The sequence below is a fragment of the Vibrio sp. K4 genome, assembly GCF_051122595.1.
GTDB lineage: Bacteria > Pseudomonadota > Gammaproteobacteria > Enterobacterales > Vibrionaceae > Vibrio > Vibrio owensii.
This window is the reverse complement of sequence record NZ_CP178577.1, coordinates 1,362,832-1,386,192: the sequence shown is the minus strand read 5'-3', so window position 1 is coordinate 1,386,192 and position 23,361 is coordinate 1,362,832. Positions and strand designations below refer to the sequence as shown.

Annotated in this window: 20 protein-coding genes; 11 read left to right on the top strand and 9 right to left on the bottom strand. The window is 45.0% G+C overall.

Translation table 11 applies throughout. The features are described 5' to 3' along the window. Window positions 1-325 precede the first annotated feature (325 nt). On the top strand, window positions 326-814 hold the full coding sequence (locus tag ACLIIY_RS06435; RefSeq protein WP_132698873.1) for a prepilin-type N-terminal cleavage/methylation domain-containing protein: 489 nt from the start codon (window positions 326-328) through the stop codon (window positions 812-814). Between the two features lie 92 nt (window positions 815-906). Further along, window positions 907-1,356, top strand: coding sequence for a GNAT family N-acetyltransferase (locus tag ACLIIY_RS06430; RefSeq protein ID WP_434528344.1), 450 nt, complete (start codon window positions 907-909; stop codon window positions 1,354-1,356). 158 nt (window positions 1,357-1,514) lie between these two features. Here the strand turns inward: ACLIIY_RS06430 and ACLIIY_RS06425 are convergent, their stop codons facing one another. After that, complete coding sequence (locus ACLIIY_RS06425; RefSeq protein ID WP_041060045.1) at window positions 1,515-1,913, bottom strand: GFA family protein; 399 nt, start codon at window positions 1,911-1,913, stop codon at window positions 1,515-1,517. 284 nt (window positions 1,914-2,197) lie between these two features. Between ACLIIY_RS06425 and ACLIIY_RS06420 the strand changes: the two genes are divergently transcribed. The 5 genes from ACLIIY_RS06420 (at window position 2,198) to ACLIIY_RS06400 (ending at window position 8,270) form a co-directional block, all read left to right on the top strand. Continuing rightward, a complete protein-coding gene (locus ACLIIY_RS06420) occupies window positions 2,198-3,175 on the top strand; it encodes a tripartite tricarboxylate transporter substrate binding protein (RefSeq protein ID WP_009704382.1) in 978 nt (325 codons plus the stop codon). Between the two features lie 228 nt (window positions 3,176-3,403). Continuing rightward, window positions 3,404-3,898: a tripartite tricarboxylate transporter TctB family protein gene (locus ACLIIY_RS06415; protein ID WP_434528343.1), complete on the top strand. Its 495-nt coding sequence runs from the start codon at window positions 3,404-3,406 to the stop codon at window positions 3,896-3,898. A gap of 20 nt (window positions 3,899-3,918) precedes the next feature. Continuing rightward, window positions 3,919-5,445, top strand: coding sequence for a tripartite tricarboxylate transporter permease (locus ACLIIY_RS06410; protein WP_005451899.1), 1,527 nt, complete (start codon window positions 3,919-3,921; stop codon window positions 5,443-5,445). Between the two features lie 152 nt (window positions 5,446-5,597). Further along, window positions 5,598-6,368, top strand: a complete 771-nt coding sequence (locus ACLIIY_RS06405; RefSeq protein ID WP_434528342.1) for a sulfite exporter TauE/SafE family protein — start codon at window positions 5,598-5,600, stop codon at window positions 6,366-6,368. Between the two features lie 165 nt (window positions 6,369-6,533). Then, window positions 6,534-8,270 (top strand): methyl-accepting chemotaxis protein, encoded by a 1,737-nt coding sequence (locus ACLIIY_RS06400; protein ID WP_041060039.1) that lies wholly within the window; start codon window positions 6,534-6,536, stop codon window positions 8,268-8,270. Window positions 8,271-8,360: 90 nt separating this feature from the next. Here ACLIIY_RS06400 and ACLIIY_RS06395 read toward each other — a convergent pair whose 3' ends face one another. The 3 genes from ACLIIY_RS06395 to ACLIIY_RS06385 form a co-directional block, all read right to left on the bottom strand. Next, window positions 8,361-9,332: a TAXI family TRAP transporter solute-binding subunit gene (locus ACLIIY_RS06395; RefSeq protein WP_009704380.1), complete on the bottom strand. Its 972-nt coding sequence runs from the start codon at window positions 9,330-9,332 to the stop codon at window positions 8,361-8,363. 213 nt (window positions 9,333-9,545) lie between these two features. Next, window positions 9,546-12,593: an efflux RND transporter permease subunit gene (locus ACLIIY_RS06390; protein ID WP_434528341.1), complete on the bottom strand. Its 3,048-nt coding sequence runs from the start codon at window positions 12,591-12,593 to the stop codon at window positions 9,546-9,548. After that, on the bottom strand, window positions 12,590-13,360 hold the full coding sequence (locus ACLIIY_RS06385; protein WP_434528340.1) for an efflux RND transporter periplasmic adaptor subunit: 771 nt from the start codon (window positions 13,358-13,360) through the stop codon (window positions 12,590-12,592). The genes ACLIIY_RS06390 and ACLIIY_RS06385 overlap by 4 nt, the downstream gene beginning before the upstream one ends. 312 nt (window positions 13,361-13,672) lie before the next feature. Between ACLIIY_RS06385 and ACLIIY_RS06380 the strand changes: the two genes are divergently transcribed. Next, on the top strand, window positions 13,673-14,773 hold the full coding sequence (locus tag ACLIIY_RS06380; RefSeq protein ID WP_434528339.1) for an alkene reductase: 1,101 nt from the start codon (window positions 13,673-13,675) through the stop codon (window positions 14,771-14,773). A gap of 73 nt (window positions 14,774-14,846) precedes the next feature. On the opposite strand, the gene exaC is transcribed toward ACLIIY_RS06380, so the two are convergent. Continuing rightward, complete coding sequence (gene exaC / locus ACLIIY_RS06375; RefSeq protein WP_434528338.1) at window positions 14,847-16,367, bottom strand: acetaldehyde dehydrogenase ExaC; 1,521 nt, start codon at window positions 16,365-16,367, stop codon at window positions 14,847-14,849. 248 nt (window positions 16,368-16,615) lie between these two features. Between exaC and ACLIIY_RS06370 the strand changes: the two genes are divergently transcribed. After that, entirely contained in the window at window positions 16,616-18,379 is a 1,764-nt protein-coding gene (locus ACLIIY_RS06370) for a sigma-54-dependent Fis family transcriptional regulator (protein WP_434528337.1), read from the top strand. A gap of 63 nt (window positions 18,380-18,442) precedes the next feature. Here the strand turns inward: ACLIIY_RS06370 and ACLIIY_RS06365 are convergent, their stop codons facing one another. Further along, entirely contained in the window at window positions 18,443-18,580 is a 138-nt protein-coding gene (locus tag ACLIIY_RS06365; protein ID WP_009704374.1) for a hypothetical protein, read from the bottom strand. A 342-nt stretch (window positions 18,581-18,922) separates the two neighbouring features. Here ACLIIY_RS06365 and ACLIIY_RS06360 point away from each other — a divergent pair, with 342 nt between their 5' ends. Next, window positions 18,923-19,825, top strand: coding sequence for a LysR family transcriptional regulator (locus ACLIIY_RS06360; RefSeq protein WP_199453854.1), 903 nt, complete (start codon window positions 18,923-18,925; stop codon window positions 19,823-19,825). A 99-nt stretch (window positions 19,826-19,924) separates the two neighbouring features. On the opposite strand, the gene ACLIIY_RS06355 is transcribed toward ACLIIY_RS06360, so the two are convergent. Further along, window positions 19,925-21,445: a DUF1254 domain-containing protein gene (locus tag ACLIIY_RS06355; protein WP_434528336.1), complete on the bottom strand. Its 1,521-nt coding sequence runs from the start codon at window positions 21,443-21,445 to the stop codon at window positions 19,925-19,927. Between the two features lie 271 nt (window positions 21,446-21,716). Between ACLIIY_RS06355 and ACLIIY_RS06350 the strand changes: the two genes are divergently transcribed. After that, window positions 21,717-21,923 (top strand): hypothetical protein, encoded by a 207-nt coding sequence (locus ACLIIY_RS06350; protein ID WP_020197504.1) that lies wholly within the window; start codon window positions 21,717-21,719, stop codon window positions 21,921-21,923. Between the two features lie 22 nt (window positions 21,924-21,945). On the opposite strand, the gene ACLIIY_RS06345 is transcribed toward ACLIIY_RS06350, so the two are convergent. Further along, on the bottom strand, window positions 21,946-22,479 hold the full coding sequence (locus tag ACLIIY_RS06345) for a hypothetical protein (RefSeq protein WP_434528335.1): 534 nt from the start codon (window positions 22,477-22,479) through the stop codon (window positions 21,946-21,948). Next, complete coding sequence (locus tag ACLIIY_RS06340) at window positions 22,476-23,330, bottom strand: hypothetical protein (RefSeq protein ID WP_434528334.1); 855 nt, start codon at window positions 23,328-23,330, stop codon at window positions 22,476-22,478. The genes ACLIIY_RS06345 and ACLIIY_RS06340 overlap by 4 nt, the downstream gene beginning before the upstream one ends. Between the last annotated feature and the right edge of the window lie 31 nt (window positions 23,331-23,361).

Genomic DNA, 23,361 nt, shown 5'->3' with positions numbered 1-23,361 from the left:
GTTAATTGACTCAAATTGATGGTTAACAGCGATTATTTTTTGATGCATATCGCAAGCAAATCCATTCTTCAAAAGGCATTCACAAAACCAGACAACACCTTCATCGACACCACCTTTCTAATAAGCTCAATGTTTATACTAGTGGGAATGAAGACACGCTGCTTGTCGTGAAAATAAGAAAAAAAGCATCGCTTGTATTTGGGTGAGAAGAAGCACTGATAGGTTTTATCTGTTGAAACAATCGTTCATCTCAAATTTATCCCGAGCACCTCGCTCGGTACTATGACGCCTCTTTTGTGTTACTCCCCATTTATAAGAAACCTCTATGAAACAAAAAGGATTCTCCCTAACGGAAGTAGTGGTTGCAGTTGTAGTACTGGCGATCATTGGACTGTTTTCTGCACCTAAGATGATGCAAATGCAACGCGAGGCTCGAATCAATACCCTAGAAGCTTTCGTTGGTGCTTTTCATGCCACCAATGAGGTCGTGATGACCAAGGCCAAAATACAAGGCGTTGAAAAGGAACCGTTGGCAAAACTGTCAGATCATGACATTTATATTCGAATGGGTTCACTCGCGTTGGATGATTTTAACGTGGCGAATGCAATGCAAATCGATGGGTTTAATCTTGCCAATATGGGCTCGACGGAAACACCCTCATTGCTGGTCTATTTAGGTAAGGAGAAATCCCTACAACAAATCCGAGATTCGGGCTGTTTTATCAATATTCATCGTCCTTTCACGGCTTTCGATGTAGAAGGCATCGTGGCCATGGATGAGCTGAAAGTGAGTAAATTCTACGACTATTGCTAGCTCATCATTTTAGAGAGATTAGATTACCGGAAAGCCTTACTGCACATTAGGCGTATGCTTGCTAACGTCCTGTATGCCTTTGAGGTTTTATTATGATCGTTGTAAAAAAAGCAGACGCCTCTGACGTTGCGAAAATTGCCCCTCTTTACCTGAAGTATCTTGAGTTCTACCAAGTCGATGTTTCAGATAAAGATCCCGAGGCTTTTATCAAATCTCGCATTGAGAATGAAGAATCAGTCGTGTACTACGCGACTGATGAAAGTGGGCAAACGCTTGGTTTTGCGCAGCTTTATCCACTCTTCTGTTCGTTAGAAATGAAAAAGATTTGGCTTCTCTACGATTTGTATGTGGATTCATCCGAGAGAAAACGAGGGATTGGTGAACGCTTATTGGAACAAGCAGACCTACTGGCGAAAGAGACTGACTCTGCCTTTGTTATGTTAAGCACAGGCATAGACAACAAAGCCGCTCAATCTGTGTATGAGAAACACGGTTACGTACGCGATGTCGAGTTTTATAACTATGTTCACATGCTTAAGTAATCAAACCCACAAGTGAGCAAATAGCGAAAAGCCGAGTTGTACTCGGCTTTTTATGTTCAACTTACGCCACTTTGTACTTGCTGATAGACAATCAAAAACAAACCTGCAAATACCGCTACTGTCAGTAATACCTTTAACCAAAGAAACTTCATGATTACCTACTCTTCTGGCGCATATTGTTCAAACACTTCTTGAGCTGTCATTTTCTTGCTGTGTGGCTGCAGATCATAGTACGCGGGCTTCTCATCCGTGAAGATCTCTAAGCTCAATTTGAAATCAGGTTCATTAAATAACCCGGCGGAAAGAATGTATTCATCCGTTGCCAATAAGTGGTAATAGATGTTCGTGCCGCATTCAGCACAAAAACCTCGTACTGCCCATTGGGATGATTGATAGCGTTTAGGCTCAGCACCACTAAATGTCACACCGGGGCCGCAATGCACCGCATGCAGAGGTCCACTTGACCATTTTCGACACATATCGCAATGACAAAAGCTCACTTCATTGTGCTGAGGTGCAGTCACTTCAATAGCGCCACATAAACATGTTCCTTTCATCGCTGTTCCTCCCTATTCAATCTCCATCATTATGGCGGTTTTAGACTCTTAATTGATGTGACCAACCTAGTCTTTCACCACATTCTCCGGCCGGCATGTTTGCGTGAACTTTATGAACAAAATGTCGCTTATGCTCAATATTCTCTTTATCTACGCATTAGAGACATCACGTTAACACCTTATTAACCTTTAGCTCATCACTAGCGAGTCTCCCTACCTCGTTAGGAGAACAAATAATAAGGCTCTTCAAAACAAGAGAGTCACCAACATAAGGAACGTGAAACATGTTAAAGGTACTCAAACCAACGCTCGCCGCATCTATCATTGCAGCCTCATTTTCTTTCCACGCTTTTGCTGCTGATGTTGAAAAACTCCATTTCCTAATCCCTGGTGGTGCTGGTGGCGGTTGGGATATGACAGCTCGTGGCACAGGTGATGTTCTGGTTAAATCAGACATCGTTGAGAATGTCTCTTTCCAAAACCTCTCTGGTGGCGGTGGTGGTAAAGCCATTGCGCACCTTATCGAAACCGCTGAGCGTCAACCTGACACGCTGATGGTCAACTCCACCCCAATCGTTGTTCGCTCACTGACGGGGATCTTCCCGCAATCTTTCCGAGATCTGACGCCAGTAGCCGCAACGATTGCTGACTACGGCGCTATCGTGACTTCCGCGGATTCGAAATACAACACATGGGAAGATGTGGTCAAAGATTTCGAATCTAACCCACGTAAAGTAAAAATCGCTGGCGGTTCTGCACGAGGCTCGATGGATCACCTAGTCGTCGCAGCCGCATTTAAAGGCGAAGGTTTTGACGCGCGTAAAGTTCGCTACATCGCGTATGACGCTGGTGGCAAAGCAATGGCCGCACTTCTATCTGGCGAAACACAATTGCTTTCAACCGGTCTTGGCGAAGTATTAGAGATGTCGAAATCTGGTCAGGTAAAAGTACTGGCGATTACGGCACCAAAACGTCTAGACGCTGCACCAAACATCCCTACCCTGAAAGAATATGGCAATGAGACTGTGTTCGCGAACTGGCGTGGCTTCTTTGCCGCTCCTGGCACAAGCCAAGCCAAGCTCGACGAATGGAACGCGGCTCTGACCAAAATGTACAAAACGGACGAATGGCAAGTTGTTCGTGACCGCAATGGTTGGATTGACAACTACAAAGCGGATAAAGAGTTCTTCGCGTTCCTAGAAGAGCAAGAGCAGCAAATGGGCGATCTAATGCGCGAATTAGGTTTCCTGAAGAAGCAATAACTCCCATCCGAGTTTATGGGGTTAGCTATCCCTAGCCCCAGTTGTATTTGCACTCTAATTTCACCGTATATGGGCATTGTCGATAATCGACAAGTAAAAACTCCTTTGTTTATTGATTGGTAAACACTAAGTAACTCGACTAGCAGCGATGCGCTTAATTGTTAATGACTTAGTCCTTCTTCATTAACGCCCATATACGGTCTTTTCCTGTTGTTCTAGGAGTTGGATATGTCTCATTCAACCAATATTTTTACCAAAGAGAATTTGCTGTGCCGCGATCGTGTCGGTGCGATGATCTTTTTGTTGTTTTGCCTATGCTATGGCTACCAAACCACGCAAATCCCTCTCTTTCCCGGGGATGAATACGAACCCTTCACGGCTCGCACCTTACCGACCATTCTGACCTACGTTGGGGTTGGTTTAGCATTAATGCTATTGGTCACTGGTCAGCCCGATAAACAAAGCGGCGCTGTGATGTCATTCAACTGGAAATTGCTCATCGCGTTTTTAGTTTTGATGGCGCTTTATGGTCTGGGTTTGACTTACATTGGCTTTGTATTAGCGACAGGATTCTTCCTGCTTGCGGGCTTTTACCTTCTTGGCGAACGACGTAAATCGGTGTTGTTTGGAGCCTCATTCCCGTTCGTTATCGCGTTTTACTTGTTGCTCACTCAAGGTCTGGATATCTACCTTGAGCCTGGTCTGATTTTCACCATCTGGTAGTCAAAAGAAAGGACTGAATTATGTTAGATGGAATTCTACAAGGTTTATCCACCGCCGTGATGCCAATGAACATCATGATGGTGATTGTTGGCTGTTTTGTCGGTACGTTTATCGGCATGCTACCGGGACTTGGTCCTATATCTGCCATCGCTCTGATGATCCCTATCACCTATGGATTGGATCCGTCTTCGGGTCTGATTCTGATGGCAGGCGTTTACTATGGTGCGGTATTTGGTGGTTCAACTTCCTCTATTCTTATCAACGCACCGGGTTGTTCTTCAACCGTAGTTACCGCGTTTGATGGCTACCCAATGGCACAGAAAGGACAAGCAGGTAAAGCACTTGCACTGGCGGCTTACTCTTCTTTCACTGGTGGCACGCTTTCAGCCATCATGCTGCTTGTGGCGGCACCAGCATTGGCTAACGTCTCGTTAAGCTTCCAATCTTCTGACTACTTTGCGCTAATGCTTCTTGGCTTATCCGCAGTGGCTGCGTTCGCTGGCAAAGGACAAGTAATAAAAGCATGGATGATGACCATTCTGGGCTTGATGCTGTCTACAGTCGGCATTGATAAAGGCGTCGGTGTCGAACGCTTCACCTTTGGTCTAACGGATTTGATGGATGGCTTTAGCTTCCTATTGTTGGCGATGGCGACCTTTGCGCTTGGTGAAACTTTGATGGGTATTTTGAAGCCTTCTGAAGATACGCGTGATGAGGAACAAGATAAGCTGAGCAACATTGGCTCGATGAAAGTCACCAAGGAAGAAATCAAAGAAGTAGCGCCTGTTTCTATTCGCTCTTCAATCCTTGGCTTCTTTACTGGTGTGCTTCCGGGCGCAGGTGCAACCATCGCCGCCTTCTTAAGCTACGGCATGGAACGTAACCTTGCTCCAAAGGATAAAAAAGAGCAGTTTGGTAAAGGCAGCATCCGAGGTTTGGTGGCTCCGGAGTCAGCGAACAACGCAGCATCAAGTGGTTCTTTCGTTCCTCTTTTGACCCTTGGTATTCCGGGCTCTGGTACAACCGCAATCATGCTAGGAGCGTTAATCGCTTACGGTATTCAACCAGGTCCTCGTCTGTTCGTTGAGCACCCAGATGTGTTCTGGTCGGTGATCATCTCTATGTACTTCGGCAACATTGTGTTGGTTATTCTTAACCTACCGCTGATCCCATACATCTCAAAGCTGTTGGCCGTACCAAGAACCGTGTTGTTGCCGATGATTCTGTTCTTCTCTATCACAGGTGTGTATCTGGTTTCTTTCAACACCATGGACGTGTTTGTGATGTTACTTGTGGCAATGGCTGCCATCGCACTAAGGCTGGCAAACTTCCCTCTCGCACCGCTATTGCTTGGCTTTATCCTTGGTGGATTAATGGAAGAGAACCTGCGCCGTGCATTGATGATTTCCGACGGAGAACTGAGCTTCTTATGGGAACGTCCAATCACGCTGACATTCACCGTACTTGCAGTATTGGTACTTGGTAGTCCACTGTTTGTAAAACTCTTTCAAAAGCTTAAAGCACAACCAGTAAAAGTTGAGCAATAATCATTCTGTCTCTCCCTCAGATAGACCTTTGAAACCAAGCCACCCTATGCGGTGGCTTTTTTCTTGGACTAATCGCTACTTTATTTCTTTGGGTGAGTTGCGTAGTGTTAACCGTTCAGAAACAAAAATTATAAAAACAAAAAGGACCTTTTATGCTGCTGGAATTTGCTCTCTTGTTTGCTGCGGGCGTCGTGGGTGGGATCATGAACTCCGTCGCCGGTGGTGGTAGCTTTATTACCTTCCCTGCATTAATGGCGGTTGGTGTGCCTCCTATCATGGCGAACGCGACGAATACTTATGCTTCTTGCGCAGGTTACATCAGTGGTGCAATCGGTTTTCGCGAAGAAATCATGAAGAACAAGCAAGAACTGGCTTTCACTATCTCTTTCAGTTTGATTGGTGGCGCTGTCGGTGCTTATCTTCTGCTGAATACGCCAGAATCTGTTTTTCTTGAAGCGATTCCATGGCTACTCTTATTCGCAACCGTACTGTTTTTAACGGGCTCTCGCATGACTGCGTTGATTAAGTCTCTGACCAAAGAGACCAAACACGCCGGCATTTTAGGCGTAATTGCTTTGAGCCTGCTTTTAGTTGGAGTTTCTGCTTATGGTGGCTTCTTCAATGCCGGATTGGGCGTGATCGTGTTGAGTTATTTAGTGGTTGCAGGACACCAAGACATCAACTTAATGAACGGGCTTAAGCTGCTGGTTTCAACCTGTGTTTCCCTGATTGCCATCGTGATTTTTGTTGCTAACGGTTCAATCGATTGGACCAAAGGCAGCGTTGTTATGGTTGGCACATTAGTTGGCGGTTATTTGGCAGCGCGTGTATCTCGCCAGTTGAATCCCAACCACGTAAAAGGCTTTGTCGCCCTCTCTTCAATCGCGATTACCATTTACTTCTTTATTGATGTTTACGCTTAAGCTGAGCTTTTAAATGATAGAATTCATCACGTAAGTATATGAACTGTTTTACATTTGCATTGCAACTGTCTTATTATTGAGCCATTCAACAAAAAACGTTATTTCGCTTGCCGCCGGATTGCGGCATCTTTTTGATACGTCACTATACAAGGATGCATAGGTACAATGGCTCACCTTTCGTTTAAGAATAAACTGGTGTTGCTGATCGTCGCGATCATCACCACAACCACTCTTATTTCTTACTTCAGCGTTAACCACTTCATTAGTTCTTATATTCACCAATCAGACACAAAGAACATCACTCACCTCATTGATATTACTCGTAACAAACTCGAAGCAGAACTCAACAGCAAAGCCGCTCAAGCCACCAATCTCAACTTCAGCATGATGGACATTGCAGAGACTAAAGAGGCATCTGGTTTTACTAAGATCGTAAAAATCGTTAATGGCTATGCGTTTGATGATACAGGCAACATGAGTGAGGAAGACGCGCAATACTTTATTGATGCAGCAGAAACTCAAAATGAGAAGCTATCAATCAGCCCAATCGCACTAGAAGATAGCGTCCCTTACATCACCTTTTCGATTAAGCGTTTTGATGAGTCTGTTGACTTTTTCACTTACGATTTAAGCGCATTGGGTGGGCTGATTAACGCACTGGCAGCAGAAGGCAGCTATGCTGAACTAAAAGCAGATGGCCAAACCATTTACAGCAATAAACAAGGCTCGAATCTCACCCCTGTAGAGCGGAACATTGCGTTTGGTGGAAACCAATGGCAGCTGATTGGTTACATCGACCAAGAAAGCATTCAAGCAAACACTGATGCGTTGAACTGGATGATTACTCTTGCGTTATCTATTGCAGGCATCGCGATTGTCTTGGGTAGCGTGGTACTGCTGCACTACACCTTTAAACCACTTGAGCGTTTAAAGAATCTTGTCGGTGATCTATCAGATGGTAACGGCGATTTAACTCAACGTTTGAATATCGATACCAAAGATGAAATCGGTGCAATTTCTAATTCAATCGACCAGTTCATTGCTCAATTGCAAAAGATGTTTGTTGAAGTATCTCATTCTTCAGGCCACATCGACCATGCAGTAGGTGAACTCGCAAACCAGTCAAATAACAACAGCCACACGTTAAATCAGCACACCATTGAAACCGAACAAGCGATCACAGCAATTGAAGAAATGAGCGCAACAGCAGAATCTATTGCAAACAGTGCCGATGATGCAGCCAAGCTGACCGAGCGCACCAACCGTTATGCGGAAGAATCAAAGCGCACCGTGAGTAACGCTGTTCAGAGTGTTAGTGACATGGTCACGCAGGTTGCTTCCATGTCCGATACGATCAGCACAATGAACGAAGACACCAAACAAATTAGCTCAGTGCTACAAGTCATTGGAGAGATTGCAGAGCAAACCAACCTATTGGCATTGAATGCGGCGATTGAAGCAGCGCGTGCTGGTGAGCAAGGGCGAGGTTTTGCAGTCGTAGCGGATGAAGTTCGTGCCCTCGCCGCTCGAACTCAACAAAGCACCTCACAAATTAACGAGATGCTGGCGAAACTGAAATCGACAACCGATAACGTGGTCAACGAAATGGACTCGACACGCTCAAGCTGTCAGCAAACCGCAGATCGCACTAACCAAGTAATGGATTCTTTGAATGTCGTAACCGATTCTGTGGTGGAGATTAACGATCTGAACACCTTGATGGCAACCTCTGCTCAAGAGCAACGCCAAGTGACTCAAGAAGTCAGCCGCAACATGAGTGCGATACAAGAGATCATTCGTAAACTCAACGATAACGCTTCGCAAACCACCTCAGTCAGTGATGAGCTAAAAGCAACCTCGACAGGTTTGAGTGACGTCGTTTCTCGCTTTAAAGTTCAATAGCAATCAGCTCGCTGACAACAGGTTCAGATGACACACAAACAAAAACGCCATCGCAAATTACGATGGCGTTTTTATTAGTTCTGAGTGAAATTACTTAATCAGACCCACTTCTTTGTAGTACTTCTCAGCACCTGGATGAAGTGGCGCAGACAGACCATCTTTCACCATTTCTTCTTTCTTCAAGTTTGCAAATGCTGGGTGTAGACGGCGGAAATCGTCAAAGTTTTCGAATACCGCTTTCACTACGTTGTAAACAACTTCGTCTGGCACTGCCGTTGAAGAAACAAACGTCGCACCTACACCAAAGGTTTGTACATCACTTTCTGAACCGCGGTACATACCACCCGGTACGTTTGCGATACGGTAGAAGCTGTTATCAGAAACCAACTTCTCAACTTGTGGGCCGGCTACCGTTACGATGTTGCTGTCACAAGAGGTAGTCGCCTCTTTAATCGCACCACTTGGGTGACCTACTGTGTAGATCATCGCATCGATCTTGTTATCACACAGCGCTTTAGACTGCTCTGATGCTTTTAACTCAGATACGAGTTTGAAATCGTCATTCGTCCAGCCGTACTCTTTCATCAGCACTTCCATTGTACCGCGCTGACCAGAGCCTGGGTTACCAATGTTCACTCGTTTACCTTTTAGGTCATCAAACGTTGTGATGTTCGCGTCTTTACGAGCCACAACGGTGAACGGTTCTGGGTGAACAGAGAACACAGCACGAAGCTCTTTGAATGGTCCTTTATCTTCAAACTTGCTCGTACCGTTATAAGCATGGTACTGCCAGTCTGACTGAGCGATACCTAAATCCAACTCACCTGCACGAATGGTATTGATGTTGTAGATAGAACCACCGGTACTTTCTACTGAACAACGGATGCCATGGTCAGCACGTGATTTGTTCACCAAACGACAAATAGCACCACCCGTTGGGTAGTACACGCCAGTTACACCGCCCGTACCAATGGTTACGAACGTATCTTTAGCAGAAACTGAAAAACTTGCACTTAGTGCAGCCAGAGAAGCCGCGACAGCAATTTGCTTGAGCTTTAACATTGAACGTCCTTATTTTTTCCTTTGTTTATGGCCAGATAAGTATAGCAACCGTTAACAAGTTGATAACGTTCGAGATCACATCCTGAGAATAATCACCACGCCGCAAAAGGCTTTGATCGGTAAGCAATTATGAACCGTGTACGACTTTAGTTTTATTCCAAATAAAAAAGCCCGCAGAGTTTGCCTGCGGGCTGTTCGGTGTTTCAAACGCACTTAGTCGAGCGCTAAAGTTTTCTCTTCGACGTTGTCATTGGTTTCGGAGGTGCTTTGATTCCCTTTCCGGTGTGTCCATAGATAAATGGATGGAATCACGGTAAGTGTGACAATCATTGAGATAACACAACCCCAACCAACCACCAGCGCCATCGGTGACATGTAGTTATCGTAGCCACCCAAGCCATACGCAAGCGGAATAAGCCCTGCAACCGTTGTGATTGTGGTTAAGGTGATTGGTCTTACTCGGCTTTGCGTTCCACGAATGACAAACTCCAGCAAGTTGGTATCGTTACATTCCGCTTCGTGTTCTTTGAAGTGCCAAATCAGCACCAAGCTGTTGTTCACCATAATACCAATCAAGGCAATCATCCCGATGATGGAGAAAAAGCTCAGCACCTGATTGTGTAAGAACAGAATGAACAGCGCGCCTGCGATGCCAAATGGAATCACCGTTAACACAATCAAGGTTTCACACATTCGGTCAAACAAAAGAATCAGAAGCAACGCAATACCAATAAACGCCACGCTAATCGCGATCATAAAGCCTTGTTGCGCTTCTTGTGTTTCTAAGATCTGCCCTGTCGCAATGATAGAAGCACCGCCGTATTCTTTATTGGCAAAGGTTTCTTGAACCGCAGCAAAAACGGCAACTGGATCGGTCACGGTCGAATCGACACCTGACGACACACGAATCACTCGCTCTCCATTGAAGTGTTTGATTTGCGCTTCTGCATCGGCATTTTTCCAGCGCACCAGCTCACTTAATGGCACCAGTTTGTTATTGCTGGCACGAACTAAAATGTTATCCAGTTCTTTTAAGGATTTGTCGTCTTCTTCTAGCGCGACTCGGAAATACACTTCTTCTTCACCATTAAAGATCCGCGTCACGCGTTGACCGTCAATCGCAAACTTAATGATATCGCCGACCTTGTTGGCACTGATGCCGTAGTACTTGAGCCAATGATGTTGCAGCTCAGCTTGAATTTGTGGTGCTGGTGCATTTAAATCACGTCGTACTCGGCTCGTCCCTTCCAATGACTCAATGTACGCCGTCAAATCATTAGCAAGCTTTTCTCGCCCTTCATCCGTCCCGCCAACGACACGCAAATCCACCGGACGTCCTACCGGAGGACCGCCGCCATCAATATCGAACTCAATTTGAGCCAAACCAGTAATTTGCGTCGCTTTCTCTTCCCACTCTTCGACGATTTGTTCTGCAGTTCTTGCTCGGCTGTTTGGTGGCGTTAATGAAATTACCCAATAGCTAGTTGGTGAGCTCACTTCGCCATACCAATAATTCACCTCTTCAGTGCTTTTGATCAGCGCTTCGAGCTGTTGTGTTTCTTTCCAGACGTCATCCAAATCCAACTCTGGATTCGATTCAGCACTGATTTCTATCAAATACGCCCCGTCTGTTGGGAAGAACAAGAAGCTCAAACTCTTATATGAAATCGCTCCTAAAGTCAGAATCACTACGGTAATACATGGCAGCGCTACTTTGCTGTTTCGAATGACAAATTCAATTAAACGATTCAGTGCGCTTAAATCTAAAAATGGCGTTTTCTTTACCTGACTCTTCTTACTCAAAATGCCTTTTAAGTGCGCAGGAATAAAGAACAGGGCGTCGATAAAAGAAAAGCACAACGCAATAATGACCGTAAGCGGAATCACATACACCAATTTGCCGCTGTTTCCCGGCAAGAAAAGCAAAGGTATGAAGGCAATCATAGTCGATAAAATGCTTGCCAACACCGCTGGGAATACACTCTTCACCCCTTGTGTGACGGCCTTATCAACCGGATAACCCTCTTCAACTAATGCCACAATTTTATCGCTCACCACCACGGCATCATCGACAATAATTCCGACAATCAAAATTAAGGCGGACATAGTGAACACATCGAGAATCTGCCCGAAAGGAGGCAACAAAGCCAGAGTGCCAAAGATACACACGGGAATAGAAACCGCGACCCAAAATGCAATGCGTCTATCAAGGAAAAACGCCAACGTAATCAGTACCAAACCAAGTCCAACCAAGCCGTTGTCTTGCACGATGCGCGCTTTCTCTTGGATGTCCTCAGACAAATCAGAACCGATGGCGATAGTGTATTTGTCACCGAGCAGTTTTTGCTGATTTGCAATCAGAGCTTTCACCGCGTTGGAGGTGCTAATAACGTCCGCACTCTCATTGGTTCTTAAATCAAAAAGAATGCTCTTGTTGCCATTGATTGAACCATAAACCTCGCCTTTTTCAAACCCATCCTCAATGAGACCTGCGACATCTTTAAGCTGAATATTCGGGCTGAATGAGATGAACATTTCACGCAGCTCTTCAATACTATCCAGCTCGGCAGAGGTCATCAGTTCAGGGTTGTTCTTTAAGGTCTCTAGACGACCACCGCTGATCAGCGTATTACGCTCTGCAATCAATGCCGCCACTTGATCCAATGTTAAGCCGTAGCGCCTCAAAGAAATTGGTTCGAGTTGGATTAAGAATTCTGGCGCACGTAAATCAACAGTGTAAACTTCACCAATCCCTTCGACACGTCGCAAGGCCAACTCTAGATCTTTGGCTTTATCTCGCAGTGCCTTATAACCAACATCACCAGAGATACCGACCACCATGAAATCCAAACTGTACGACTTTTTAATCGACAACGTTGGCGCTTCGGTCACACCAGCGGGTAAATCCGTTACCCTCGCCAACGCATCTCGAATGTCTTGGTAAACCGCATTCGGATCAGAGACATTGCTGTCCAACACCACACTGATGTTTGAGACGCCCGTTTCCGACGTAGAGGTGAACTCTTTCAAGCCTGAAATAGACAACAGTTCTTTCTCAATTTTACTGGTGATATTGCTTTCAATGTCTTTCGCACTGGCACCAGGGTAAACCGTGACGATATCGCCTTTTCCTAAGTCAAATCGAGGCTTCTCAGCAAGGGGAAGATTGTAGGCAGTAAGGGCACCAATGCTGATGATCAAAATGGTTAGGATTTTAGACGCAAACTTTCGATGAGATAGCAAATCTAAGATGAAATTCACATTGCCTCCTGATCATTGAAATACACGTATGATTCCATGCCCGGATTAAGCTCGCCGTTGGCGTTATCGACCGTCACTTCGACAAGGAAGCCCGGCTCACTGTTTTGGAACGCAGGAGAAAGCAAAGTGATGGTGCCATCTAGCGTTTGCTCAACAGAAGGCACTTTGACCTTAACCTTTTCGCCTTTGCTGAACTTGTTGAAATCAATTTCTAATAGATGAAATCGCACTTTTAATCGCTCCATATCAGCGATGGTAAAGAGCGCATCACCCACCGAAATAAACTGGCCTAACTCAACGGAGCGATTGATGATCACTCCATCAAAAGGCGCATCCGGAGAGGCTTTATCCAATGTTCGTGCAGCGATTTTGTAGTGTGTATTGCTTACGTTGAATTGAGCTCGACCAATGTTGGTCACGCGAATTTGGTTGTCCACGTCACTTGCCGAGACGCCGTTGCTGGTCAGCAGGGATTGATAACGTTTTAGTTGCTTCTCTTGAATATCCAACTCAGCACGACTCACCTCTAACTCGTTACGGGCTAAATCCAAACTCAATGCATAATCTTCTGAAGATAATGATAAAAGCTCCTGACCTTGAGTCACAACATCACCGTTATCGTAGCGATAAGAGTCCACCACGCCGACAACTTCACTTTTTACCACGACGCTTTTTTCAGGAATCAATTGACCAACGACATAATCGCTCGCCGCATGAGCTGCACTTGATAGGAGAAACAAGGGTATTAATACGGATCTTTTTTTCATTTAGTTATCTCATTTCCGATGAACCAAATGACTTGTGTAATTGTTCTGTCCGAAAGGAACCACTGAGTTGAACATACAAGCCATTGATGTTTAATAAGGCATTAACCAAAAGCAAAGCCAACAGTTAACGCATTTATTCATTGATGCTTGATATATAAATTATCAGTGACGGTGTGGAAAAAAAGTGAGTCTGTATTGCTGCAATTACGCTTTCAATTTTTGTTGTTTTAACAAAAGCCTTTTGCCATTACTGCCGTTAATTGCAAATCATCAAAAGAGTAGACTGAGGGTAATTCGAAATAGGAGCTTCTTATGAGCAACGCACTTTTCAACGCATTCCAATTCGGCGATTTTGCTGTAAACAACCGCATCGCGATGGCCCCAATGACTCGCTCACGCACTTCACAACCGGGCGACGTGCCAAACGATATGATGGCGACTTATTACCAACAACGCGCCACAGCAGGTTTGATCATTACTGAAGGCGCACCAATTTCAGCAGTAGGTCGCGGCTACTCAATGACACCGGGTATTTACACTCAAGAACACATTGAAGGCTGGAAAAAGACCACCGACGCGGTACATAAGGCTGGCGGCAAAGTGTTTATTCAACTTTGGCATGTTGGTCGTCGCAGCCACGACACGATCGCGGGTGAACAACCTGTATCGGCTTCTGCAATCAAAGAACCGGACATGGTATTTGGCCCTCTTTCAGAAGGCGGGTTTGGTATGATCGAAACCTCAATGCCGCGCGCAATGAGTGAAGATGACATCAAACAAACCACTGCAGATTTTGTGCAAGCGGCGAAAAACGCGATGGAAGCTGGCTTTGATGGTGTTGAGATCCACGGTGCTCACGGTTACCTGCTTGATCAGTTTATGCGCAAAGCATCTAACCAACGTAATGACCAATACGGTGGCTCTCAAGAAAATCGTATGCGCTTTATGTTGGAAGTGACCGAAGCGATCGCAAAGGAAATTGGCGGCGATAAAACTGCAATCCGCCTGTCTCCTTTCGTTACCGAAGGCTCAAACATCGTTGATGACGAAATTGTTGAGCTAACAGTAAAGGCACTAGAGAAGCTTGCACCGATGAACCTTGCTTACATTCACTTCAGTGAGAATATCTCTAACTACACTGAAGCGACGGATGCCTTCCGCAAACAAGTTCGTGAGGTGTACCCAAACCCAATCATGGTTGCAGGTAAACTCACCGTAGAAAAAGGCCAAGCGTTGCTAGACTCTGGCTTAGTGGATTTAGTGGCGTTCGGCCAACCGTTCATCACTAACCCAGACTTCGTCTACCGCGTGGAAAACGGCATCGAGCTAACACCAGTTGGTTACGATGCGCATTCCACCTTCTACGGCGGTGATGAAAAAGGTTACACCGATTACCCTTGCGCGACCGCATAAGTGCACATAAAAAGCCCCGAAAACTCGGGGCTTTGTTTTACTGCTTTTTCTGTTGCCTTAAAAGGCGATTTATTTAGAAGAAGCCTAGCGGATTGACGTCGTAGCTAATGAGTAGGTTTTTCGTGTTCTGGTAGTGATCAAGCATCATCTTGTGGGTTTCACGGCCGATACCTGATTTCTTGTAACCGCCGAACGCAGCGTGTGCAGGATATGCGTGATAGCAGTTAATCCAAATACGCCCTGCTTCGATGTTTCGCCCCATGCGATAAGCAAGGTTTTGGTCTCGCGTCCACACACCTGCACCCAAGCCATATTCCGTGTCATTGGCAATCGCTAGTGCTTCCGCTTCATCTTTAAAGGTGGTCACTGCGATGACCGGGCCAAAGATCTCTTCTTGGAATACGCGCATCTTGTTGTGACCTTGTAACAAAGTCGGTTGAATGTAGTAACCCTGCTCCAAGTCGTTTTCTTGTTTCGCTACATCGCCACCAAATACCACTTTCGCGCCTTCTTGACGGCCGATTTCTAGGTAACTCAGGATCTTATCGAATTGCTCTTGCGAGGCTTGAGCGCCAACCTGAGTATCGGTATCAAGTGGATTACCCTGCTTGATTGTCTGCGCGCGCTCTGCGACTTTAGCGATAAACTTGTCGTACACAGACTCATGCACTAACACACGTGATGGACAGGTACACACCTCGCCTTGGTTGAAGAACGCAAGCAAAGTGCCTTCAATACACTTATCTAGGTATTCGTCTTCATGATCAAACACATCTGGGAAGTAGATATTTGGAGATTTACCACCAAGCTCAACCGTTGATGGGATAAGGTTCTCTGCGGCACATTTCAGAATATGGTTACCGACTTCTGTTGACCCCGTAAATGCCAACTTAGCGATTCGGTTACTCGTCGCCAGTGCTTGCCCTGCTTCTGAGCCAAAGCCATTGACCACATTCACCACGCCGGCTGGCAGAAGATCACCAATTTTTTCCATCAGAACGAGAATCGAAGTTGGCGTTTGTTCGGCAGGTTTTAGCACGACACAACAGCCCGCAGCCAATGCTGGAGCCAACTTCCAAGCCGCCATCAACATTGGGAAGTTCCAAGGGATGATCTGCCCAACTACTCCAATCGGCTCAGGGAAGTGATAACTTGCGGTATGCTCATCTAACTCAGCTGCACTGCCTTCTTGAGCGCGGATACAACCTGCAAAGTAGCGGAAATGGTCGACGACCAAAGGCAAGTCTGCTGCTAGCGTTTCACGGACGGGTTTGCCGTTTTCCCATGTTTCTGCCACAGCCAACTCTTTAAGGTGTTGCTCAATGCGATCTGCAATCTTAAGTAGGATGTTCGAACGTTCAGTCACACTGGTTTTCGCCCATTGCGCTCTTACGCCATGTGCAGCATCCAGTGCCAGATTGATGTCTGCTTCTCCAGAACGAGCCACCTTACAATACGCTTGGCCATTGATTGGCGATGTATTGTCAAAGTATTCACCACCCGTTGGTTTTACCCATTCGCCACCGATGTAGTTGTCGTAATGCGATTTGAAATTAACGATGGCATTTTCACTACCTGGCTGTGCATAAATCATAACTCTTCCTTTTGTTCTCGTTCAGTTTTTTGTTTTAAACAACCGAGTGTTCAACTCTGTTGTTTTGTTCACTTCATTACTCAAGTCACATGCCAACAACGCGCGTCTTGTTGTTAATTAAATGTAAAACTATGATTACCAAGCGATAACAAACCAAGTGAGTGACGTTTGAGCGGATGTATGGTGTGAACACCAGTGTTCAAGTGTTCCAAAATGGCACACCCTCACTGTGACAAAATGGTACAGTCATGGAACTTCAACACATTACCAACAGCAATTGGCTTTCCACTTCATGGGATAGAAGTGAGCAAGCCGGTTTAAAACAGCGACGTCGGCCAGACGATATTCGCGTAACTTCCGCGTTTCTTGAAGACAGACGCCACCAGCTCAATTTCTTGATCGATGCGGTCAAACAATTCGCTCTTCCCTTGTTTAACCAGTTGTTTGCGCACAGCGACAGTCGCCTAATATTGACCGATGCAGATGGCGTGATCATCGGTAGCTGGGGACAACCTAAATTCCGCGAAAAGTTGACCGAGATTGCACTCAGTTCTGGTGCATGCTGGCAAGAAAAACTCAAAGGTACGAATGCCATTGGCACAGCATTAGTAGAAGCAAAACCGGTCTCTGTGATTGGTGACCAGCACTTCATACAACACCATCGTTTCATCAGTTGCTCGGCAAGCCCTATCTTCGATCATTTAGGTAACTTGATTGGGGTTCTGGACATCACTAGCGAACAAAAGAAGCATGACTTTTCAACGCAGGTCTTAGTGCAAAACATGGTTCAGCAAGTGGAGAACCAACTGCTCAACCAAATTCCTCAAGGGCACATTCGAGTTGATTTAGCTTGTGAGCAAGGTCTACTGAATAGCGGTTGGCAAGGCATCATCATTGCCAATGAGGAGGGTCAGATTCTGGCTCATAACCAAGTTGCCTCACAGCTGCTGGATCAAACCAATGTTGTTGGACAACAACTCGCCTCCATACTTGACGATTCTGCCAGTAACCAATCTTTAGTCTTCAAAACTCAGCCACTATCGGAGCGAAAAGCATCATCCCGTGCCATTTCTGCCTCGAATGACCTGCATTACGGCGATACCACCGTCGAGCACTGTTGGCAGCAAGCCAATCGCGTTATCGACAAAGACATTAGCTTGTTGATCCTTGGCGAGACAGGCGTAGGTAAAAATGAGTTCGTTAAAGCTCTGCATAAAAACAGCCAGAGAAAAAACGGCCCCTTGGTTTCCGTGAACTGCGGTGCGCTACCGAAAGACTTGGTCGAATCCGAACTGTTTGGTTATGTCGCAGGTGCCTTCACCGGAGCAAACAACAAAGGCTACCAAGGTAAGATCCGTCAAGCACACAAAGGCATCTTGTTCTTAGATGAAATCGCAGACTTACCATTAGAAGCACAAAGCCGACTGCTGCATGTGCTCCAAGACAAAACCGTGTTGCCTGTCGGCTCTAACCAAACCATTCAAGTGGATACACAAATCATCGCCGCAACACACAAAGACTTAGAGCTCTTGGTTGAACAAGGTGAGTTTCGTCAGGATCTTTATTATCGTTTGAATGGATTAATCGTTGAGCTGCCTCGTTTCCAAGAGCGTAGCGACAAACAAGCACTGATTGAGAACATTCATCGTCGTCATGCTGAGTCTGAACAAAGTATTTGCCCTCACCTGCTGTCATTAATGTTGGGCTATGGTTGGCCGGGGAATCTGCGTGAGCTCGACAGCTTAATAAAAGTGTCAGCCTTGATGGCGCAAGGAGAAGCGCAACTCGAGCTCAGTCACGTACCTAATCACCTTGCCAAAAAGCTAAGCCAGACAAACATTATCGAACAAGTGGATACGTCAAAAACCAGAGACATGCGTACGACTGTGGAAGATAAACTCGTGAAAACCTACCAAGCAAACCAAGGCAACATCAGCAAAACTTCACGCATGCTAGGTCTGAGCCGCAATACCATTTATCGCAAACTCAAGAGCCTTGGAATGCTGAAATAATGAAATGTGAGAGATAAAAAAAGAGCACCTCTTGAGGTGCTCTTCTTATTTTGAAACCTAGCCTTACAGTCCGCCTTCTTGCTGCGCCTGTTTTACTAATGCCTGACGTTGAGTTTCCGTTTCAGAGTTCACTTTCTGTTCCTTGTGCGTTTCCTGATCCATATCTGCCGGAATGAAAACAAAGTACTTGTTAAGAGTCATCGTAAGAACCTCAATTAATAGTGTTAAATCACCTTCTTGGTAAATGTAAACAACACCAGCAAAAACGACTTATGCCGGTTCCTTGTTGTAGGTTTCAAAAAATAGAGGATGTTTGTCTACTAAACATCCTCCATATGCAAGCTAATTATAGGAGGAGATCAAGGGCTTACCTAACACTCTTTTTCATCTTTTACGTAATCTTAGTTTCGATATCAGTATTGATACACCATACCCTTACGATCTAACTCTATGTCACAAAAGAAAAAAATGATGCAGATTTCATTGGAACAGAGGATGAGAGGCGTTGATACTTAAAGCTCAATGTTTTGAGGCGCTTACTTCGTGAAAAATACCATTGATTTAAATTTGTATCGCTTTCTCTACCTGCTCAGCCAGCAAAAAACTCAGGCGAAAGTGTGTCACACCCTCGACATCAGCAAAGCGACTTTTACTCGACAGCTCGCCGAATGTCGCCAGCGATTTGATAACGAACTGTTCAATGCGGAGAAAGGGTTCTATACCCCCACTCTTCTTTGCCAACAGCTATGTGAAGCCATAAGCGAACCGCTAGAGCAACTTGAGCAAATACCACAACTAGCACAAAGCTACAATGCGAATCAGCATGCGAACGAATACCTATTCAGCATTATCAATCCTCTTTCTGCCATGTTGACGATTCCTTTGGTCACCGCCCTCACAACAGAAGAGCAAAAGCCTAAGATCGCCTTTATTGATTGGTCGATTGAAAGCATAGAAAATCCCAAACGTGGTGCTGTCGCGATTGGTATTGGTGGTTTTCCAAATGAACTCAATGAAAGGATGGTAGAACGCAAAGTCAGCTCAGTGCCGATTTTCGCTTACGTCAATGATCAACACCCACTCAGTCAACAACAAGAAATTGAGCTGAGCGATATGGAGAACCTAGATACTGTGCGCGTCTCAATGGGTTCGCTCGATGTGAGCGCCTATTACGAGCGAATGCGTAAGTTGACTGGCGTGAATCTAGAACAAAAACTGACTGTCTCCTCCATGAGTGCTGCGCTAGATTGTGTCAAAGTCAGCCCGTATGTATTTGTTGGCATGTATATCGATGACCAAGAGTTGCCCCCAGGCATTCGTCGATTACCTTTGAAGTTAGAAGGTAAGCCCATGATGTTTGACGTAGGTATTCAGTACCATCGTGCCTTCTACCAACATCCAATCATTGCGCAAGTAGAAGCCTTTATTAAACGAGCGCTTAGCTAATCCACTTAATTCAATTGCCACATCGTCAACGAATACAAAAAAGCCGACCAATAAACAGGTCGGCTTACTTCTTCAGCTTCTAGGACTTAAGCTTTTATCTTATTTAACCTCAGTGATATCACTTGGCTTCCAAGTACCGTCGTACCAAGGTTCTAGTGGACCATATACACGCAAGATGGTGAACCAACCTTTATTAGGTACAGTTTGAATCCAGTTTGCTTCTTTGCCTTTTGGAGCTTTCGGGCCAAAGTACAAATCAATCGAGCCATCTGAGTTCTCAATCATCTCATCACGTTTGTCGTTCTTACTTGGGAACGGTTGGCTCGTTTGTAGCTCCGAACGTGTTTGCGTATCGTAAGCCACCACAGACCAGAAGTTCTTCGCAGGCACATTGGCAGGAATCGTCAGTTTGTAATTCTTGCCGCCATCAAAGTACTCGCCTTGCGCAGACTTATCGACAATCGCGTATTTCGATCCTTTACCAACCATCTTCAATGCCATTGCAGGCGTGTTAACCGTTGCCATGTAAAAGAAATAGGTACGTGCATCTAGGTTTCGTCCACCGTTACCTTCTTCAATTAACCACTGGTAATCGTTGCCAATGAAGGCAGTCTTCCAGTTACGGTCGTTCCAAATATATGCATTCTCGGTGCGTGGGTTAAACATCAGTGCACGTGCCGTTGCATTACCAATCGCAGCACCGTCTTCAAGGATCTTTTGCATGCGAGCATCCGGTGCAAATGGTTTGCCCTTCTGAATACCGATAGTCGCAATCAAACCACGCATTTCCGGGTCGATGAACTCAATCGGCTCTTTGTCGATCACCGTTTTGATTTCATCATAGAAATGGTCGTCGTTCGCATGGATAGTATTGAAAGGCTTGCCACTACCTGAGATGAATTCCATCTTCGGTTGTTCGCCTTTCTTCGCCAGTGGGTAAATCTTCAAACCTGTGTGGTATGAGTTCACAGCAGCATCGGTTTTACCATCTTTTAGGAAGCCACGCGCAATAAACCAGTTGGTATAACTTGTCGACTGCGAAACATGGTAACCCTCAGGTATTGGGCCCTCGTAGTTTGGTGGCAAGATGAGGTATTTACCGCCCTGACCTTTATCTGGGCCTACAACGCCCATATCGGTCACAAAACGGAAGAAGGCATCATTGACTGTGGTTGGCCCCATGCCCGGCGGGATTTCCACGACCGTTGGACCATCACGTTCTAAATCAAGAAACGCCGATGCGTAAACCGTATCCGTGTTTCCCGTTAAAAATAGAGGGTTTGAATCCATCAGATCATCAAACAGCATCACCTGATTTGAATTGGTTAGCCCCATCTTCTCATGCCCGACTCTCAACGCTTCCATAGAGGCCATAGGAATCGCGTTCATAAACACTTCTGTCGCACGCATGGTATCGAGATTATTGTACAGCGTATCCATGGTTTGTTGGCTTGGCACGCCATCCTTGAAATTCAGAGTACCAATGCTGGTTTCAACCTTATCAGGTGTCATGATGCTTGATGGAATGTCAGTGTTGTAAGCGCCTGTGCTTGCCATGACTGATGATGAAACCAATAGGCTAGTAATCAATGCGACACGTTTAAGTTGAGTCTTTAACATAAGAGTTTCCTGCGTTTTCAGTTGGGATGCATTTACTTTAGTCAAAGATAAAAATCATTTTTGACGCTCAATAGAATCAAAAATGCTGTCCAAAACGCTATGCAATGAAACTCACAACAATTGGCTATTAAAAACTGTCTACCAGGTCAATATTTAATCTTTTTTGAGAAATATTTAGCCTACTTTTTGGGTATCTTCTGAGCAAAAAAGTGACAATACAAATGCGGAGTGAAAACACTCTGGCTCTACCCACTAAGCTCTGGGAGGCGTTATGAAAAGTAAAAAATTAGGTCATGTAATGTCATTCAGCAGAATGTTTTCCTTCATTGCCTTTCTGACAGCCACATTCGCTTGGGTATTAAGTATGTATGCCCTCTTTACGGTTTCCGTTGTGGCACTTTTCGTCAGTGGACTGCTCTACTTGAATGATAGATTCGGCCATCACCCAAAAGGCAATGTAAAAGAAAAGAGCGCTTAGGCGCTCTTTGAGTTACTTCATATCATCCATCCGAATTGGTGCTCATATTCTCTTTGATGAACTTATCGATTCTCTCCAACTCATGATAGTAACCATACATTCCGAGGCGATTGATTTCTGGTTCTATGCAATATCTTTGTTCTTTCACCATGGCCTCTACAAACATCCCGCTTGAAGCAAGCGTAAAGGGTGGACATGCCGAATAGCCGTTACTCTCTGCGATGTTTTGTAATCGCCCAAACTCAATTAACCTTCCAGGAATAGCAACGAGTAAAGCAATTGCGGTTGCGCAACCTATCCATTTAACGGACATAGCCGAAGATTTAAAAATAACACGAGAGGCCATGAATAACGTTAAAGTAGGCATTAGGATCAAACCACTGACATTAACCATATGAGATGTGCTTAAATATATGACTGAAAAGTTGCTGCCTATTTGATGTTGAAGAGATTCCAACGTTACATACTCATATAAACGATAAAATGAGAACACGCCCAATAAAATAAACATCCCCAAAACCAAAGCCATATGCACTGGGTGCTTCTGTTCTATCATAAGAAAATCGCCTTGGTGGTAGAGCGTTGGAACTGGCTTATCGATTTCCGACTTACAATATCTTCATTTATACCATCAACGGCTAGTTTGGCATTCTTTTCGAAGTACGCGTCAAGAGCTAAGATTGCTTTCTCTTTCAACTCAAATTTTCCTTCCAAAGAGTTAAGTAGCTCTCCAGCAACGAAAGCTACAGCAATACCAATTCCTATCGGTATTAGCACAACTCCTGTAAGACTCATAATAGCAGTTCCAGCTATGTATCCCGCTGTAGCAGAAATTGAAGCTTTTAAAACATCAGAACTAACGCTAACAATCCAATTACTGAACAAAAAATCTTTTTTAAAGGCTAGTTCTAAGGTTCGATAGGGAACTGAGTATATAACCGTCAGAAATACTCCGCCTTTAGCACTCGCTCTCAAACCAGCTTGCCCAATACCTAAAGCCAAAATGTTGGCATTATTTGAAAGATAACGCGTGCCTTTAACTATGCTTCTAAGCCTGTGATTTCCAAAAAAAGTGATGTAACTTTTCGCCCCCTTCTTTGTAATTTCATACTTACCGTTAATAGCACCACCTTTATGTAGATCTTCTGCAAGTACATAGAATGCAGCAATGTCGTGCATCAAACTACCTCGTGAGCTGATAAACTCGGCTATTCCCATCGCTGTTGCTAGATCTCTTATCTGTTGCTCTGTTAGACCCTTAAATTTCTTTTCGAAAACCCATAAATCAACAAATGCTCTACTTTCTAGAACATAAATATCTATTTCATTTTCTCTTATCTTTTTCAGACAGCTATCTCGCTGTACCTTATTTCTCTTGCTCAAACACTGAAATCTATCGCTTGCCATACTCTTATTCTCAAACCGGATGTTGAGAAGT

Excerpts from the sequence above, each read along its gene's own strand:
- ACLIIY_RS06420 (WP_009704382.1), top strand. The coding sequence starts at position 2,198 with ATGTTAAAGGTACTCAAACCAACGCTCGCCGCATCTATCATTGCAGCC.
- ACLIIY_RS06345 (WP_434528335.1), bottom strand. The coding sequence starts at position 22,479 with ATGATAGAACAGAAGCACCCAGTGCATATGGCTTTGGTTTTGGGGATG.
- ACLIIY_RS06410 (WP_005451899.1), top strand. The coding sequence starts at position 3,919 with ATGTTAGATGGAATTCTACAAGGTTTATCCACCGCCGTGATGCCAATG.
- ACLIIY_RS06395 (WP_009704380.1), bottom strand. The coding sequence starts at position 9,332 with ATGTTAAAGCTCAAGCAAATTGCTGTCGCGGCTTCTCTGGCTGCACTA.
- ACLIIY_RS06430 (WP_434528344.1), top strand. The coding sequence starts at position 907 with ATGATCGTTGTAAAAAAAGCAGACGCCTCTGACGTTGCGAAAATTGCC.
- ACLIIY_RS06405 (WP_434528342.1), top strand. The coding sequence starts at position 5,598 with ATGCTGCTGGAATTTGCTCTCTTGTTTGCTGCGGGCGTCGTGGGTGGG.
- ACLIIY_RS06365 (WP_009704374.1), bottom strand. The coding sequence starts at position 18,580 with ATGACTCTTAACAAGTACTTTGTTTTCATTCCGGCAGATATGGATCAG.
- ACLIIY_RS06425 (WP_041060045.1), bottom strand. The coding sequence starts at position 1,913 with ATGAAAGGAACATGTTTATGTGGCGCTATTGAAGTGACTGCACCTCAG.
- ACLIIY_RS06355 (WP_434528336.1), bottom strand. The coding sequence starts at position 21,445 with ATGTTAAAGACTCAACTTAAACGTGTCGCATTGATTACTAGCCTATTG.
- ACLIIY_RS06435 (WP_132698873.1), top strand. The coding sequence starts at position 326 with ATGAAACAAAAAGGATTCTCCCTAACGGAAGTAGTGGTTGCAGTTGTA.
- ACLIIY_RS06380 (WP_434528339.1), top strand. The coding sequence starts at position 13,673 with ATGAGCAACGCACTTTTCAACGCATTCCAATTCGGCGATTTTGCTGTA.
- ACLIIY_RS06340 (WP_434528334.1), bottom strand. The coding sequence starts at position 23,330 with ATGGCAAGCGATAGATTTCAGTGTTTGAGCAAGAGAAATAAGGTACAG.
- ACLIIY_RS06400 (WP_041060039.1), top strand. The coding sequence starts at position 6,534 with ATGGCTCACCTTTCGTTTAAGAATAAACTGGTGTTGCTGATCGTCGCG.
- ACLIIY_RS06385 (WP_434528340.1), bottom strand. The coding sequence starts at position 13,360 with ATGAAAAAAAGATCCGTATTAATACCCTTGTTTCTCCTATCAAGTGCA.
- ACLIIY_RS06415 (WP_434528343.1), top strand. The coding sequence starts at position 3,404 with ATGTCTCATTCAACCAATATTTTTACCAAAGAGAATTTGCTGTGCCGC.
- exaC (WP_434528338.1), bottom strand. The coding sequence starts at position 16,367 with ATGATTTATGCACAGCCAGGTAGTGAAAATGCCATCGTTAATTTCAAA.
- ACLIIY_RS06350 (WP_020197504.1), top strand. The coding sequence starts at position 21,717 with ATGAAAAGTAAAAAATTAGGTCATGTAATGTCATTCAGCAGAATGTTT.
- ACLIIY_RS06370 (WP_434528337.1), top strand. The coding sequence starts at position 16,616 with ATGGAACTTCAACACATTACCAACAGCAATTGGCTTTCCACTTCATGG.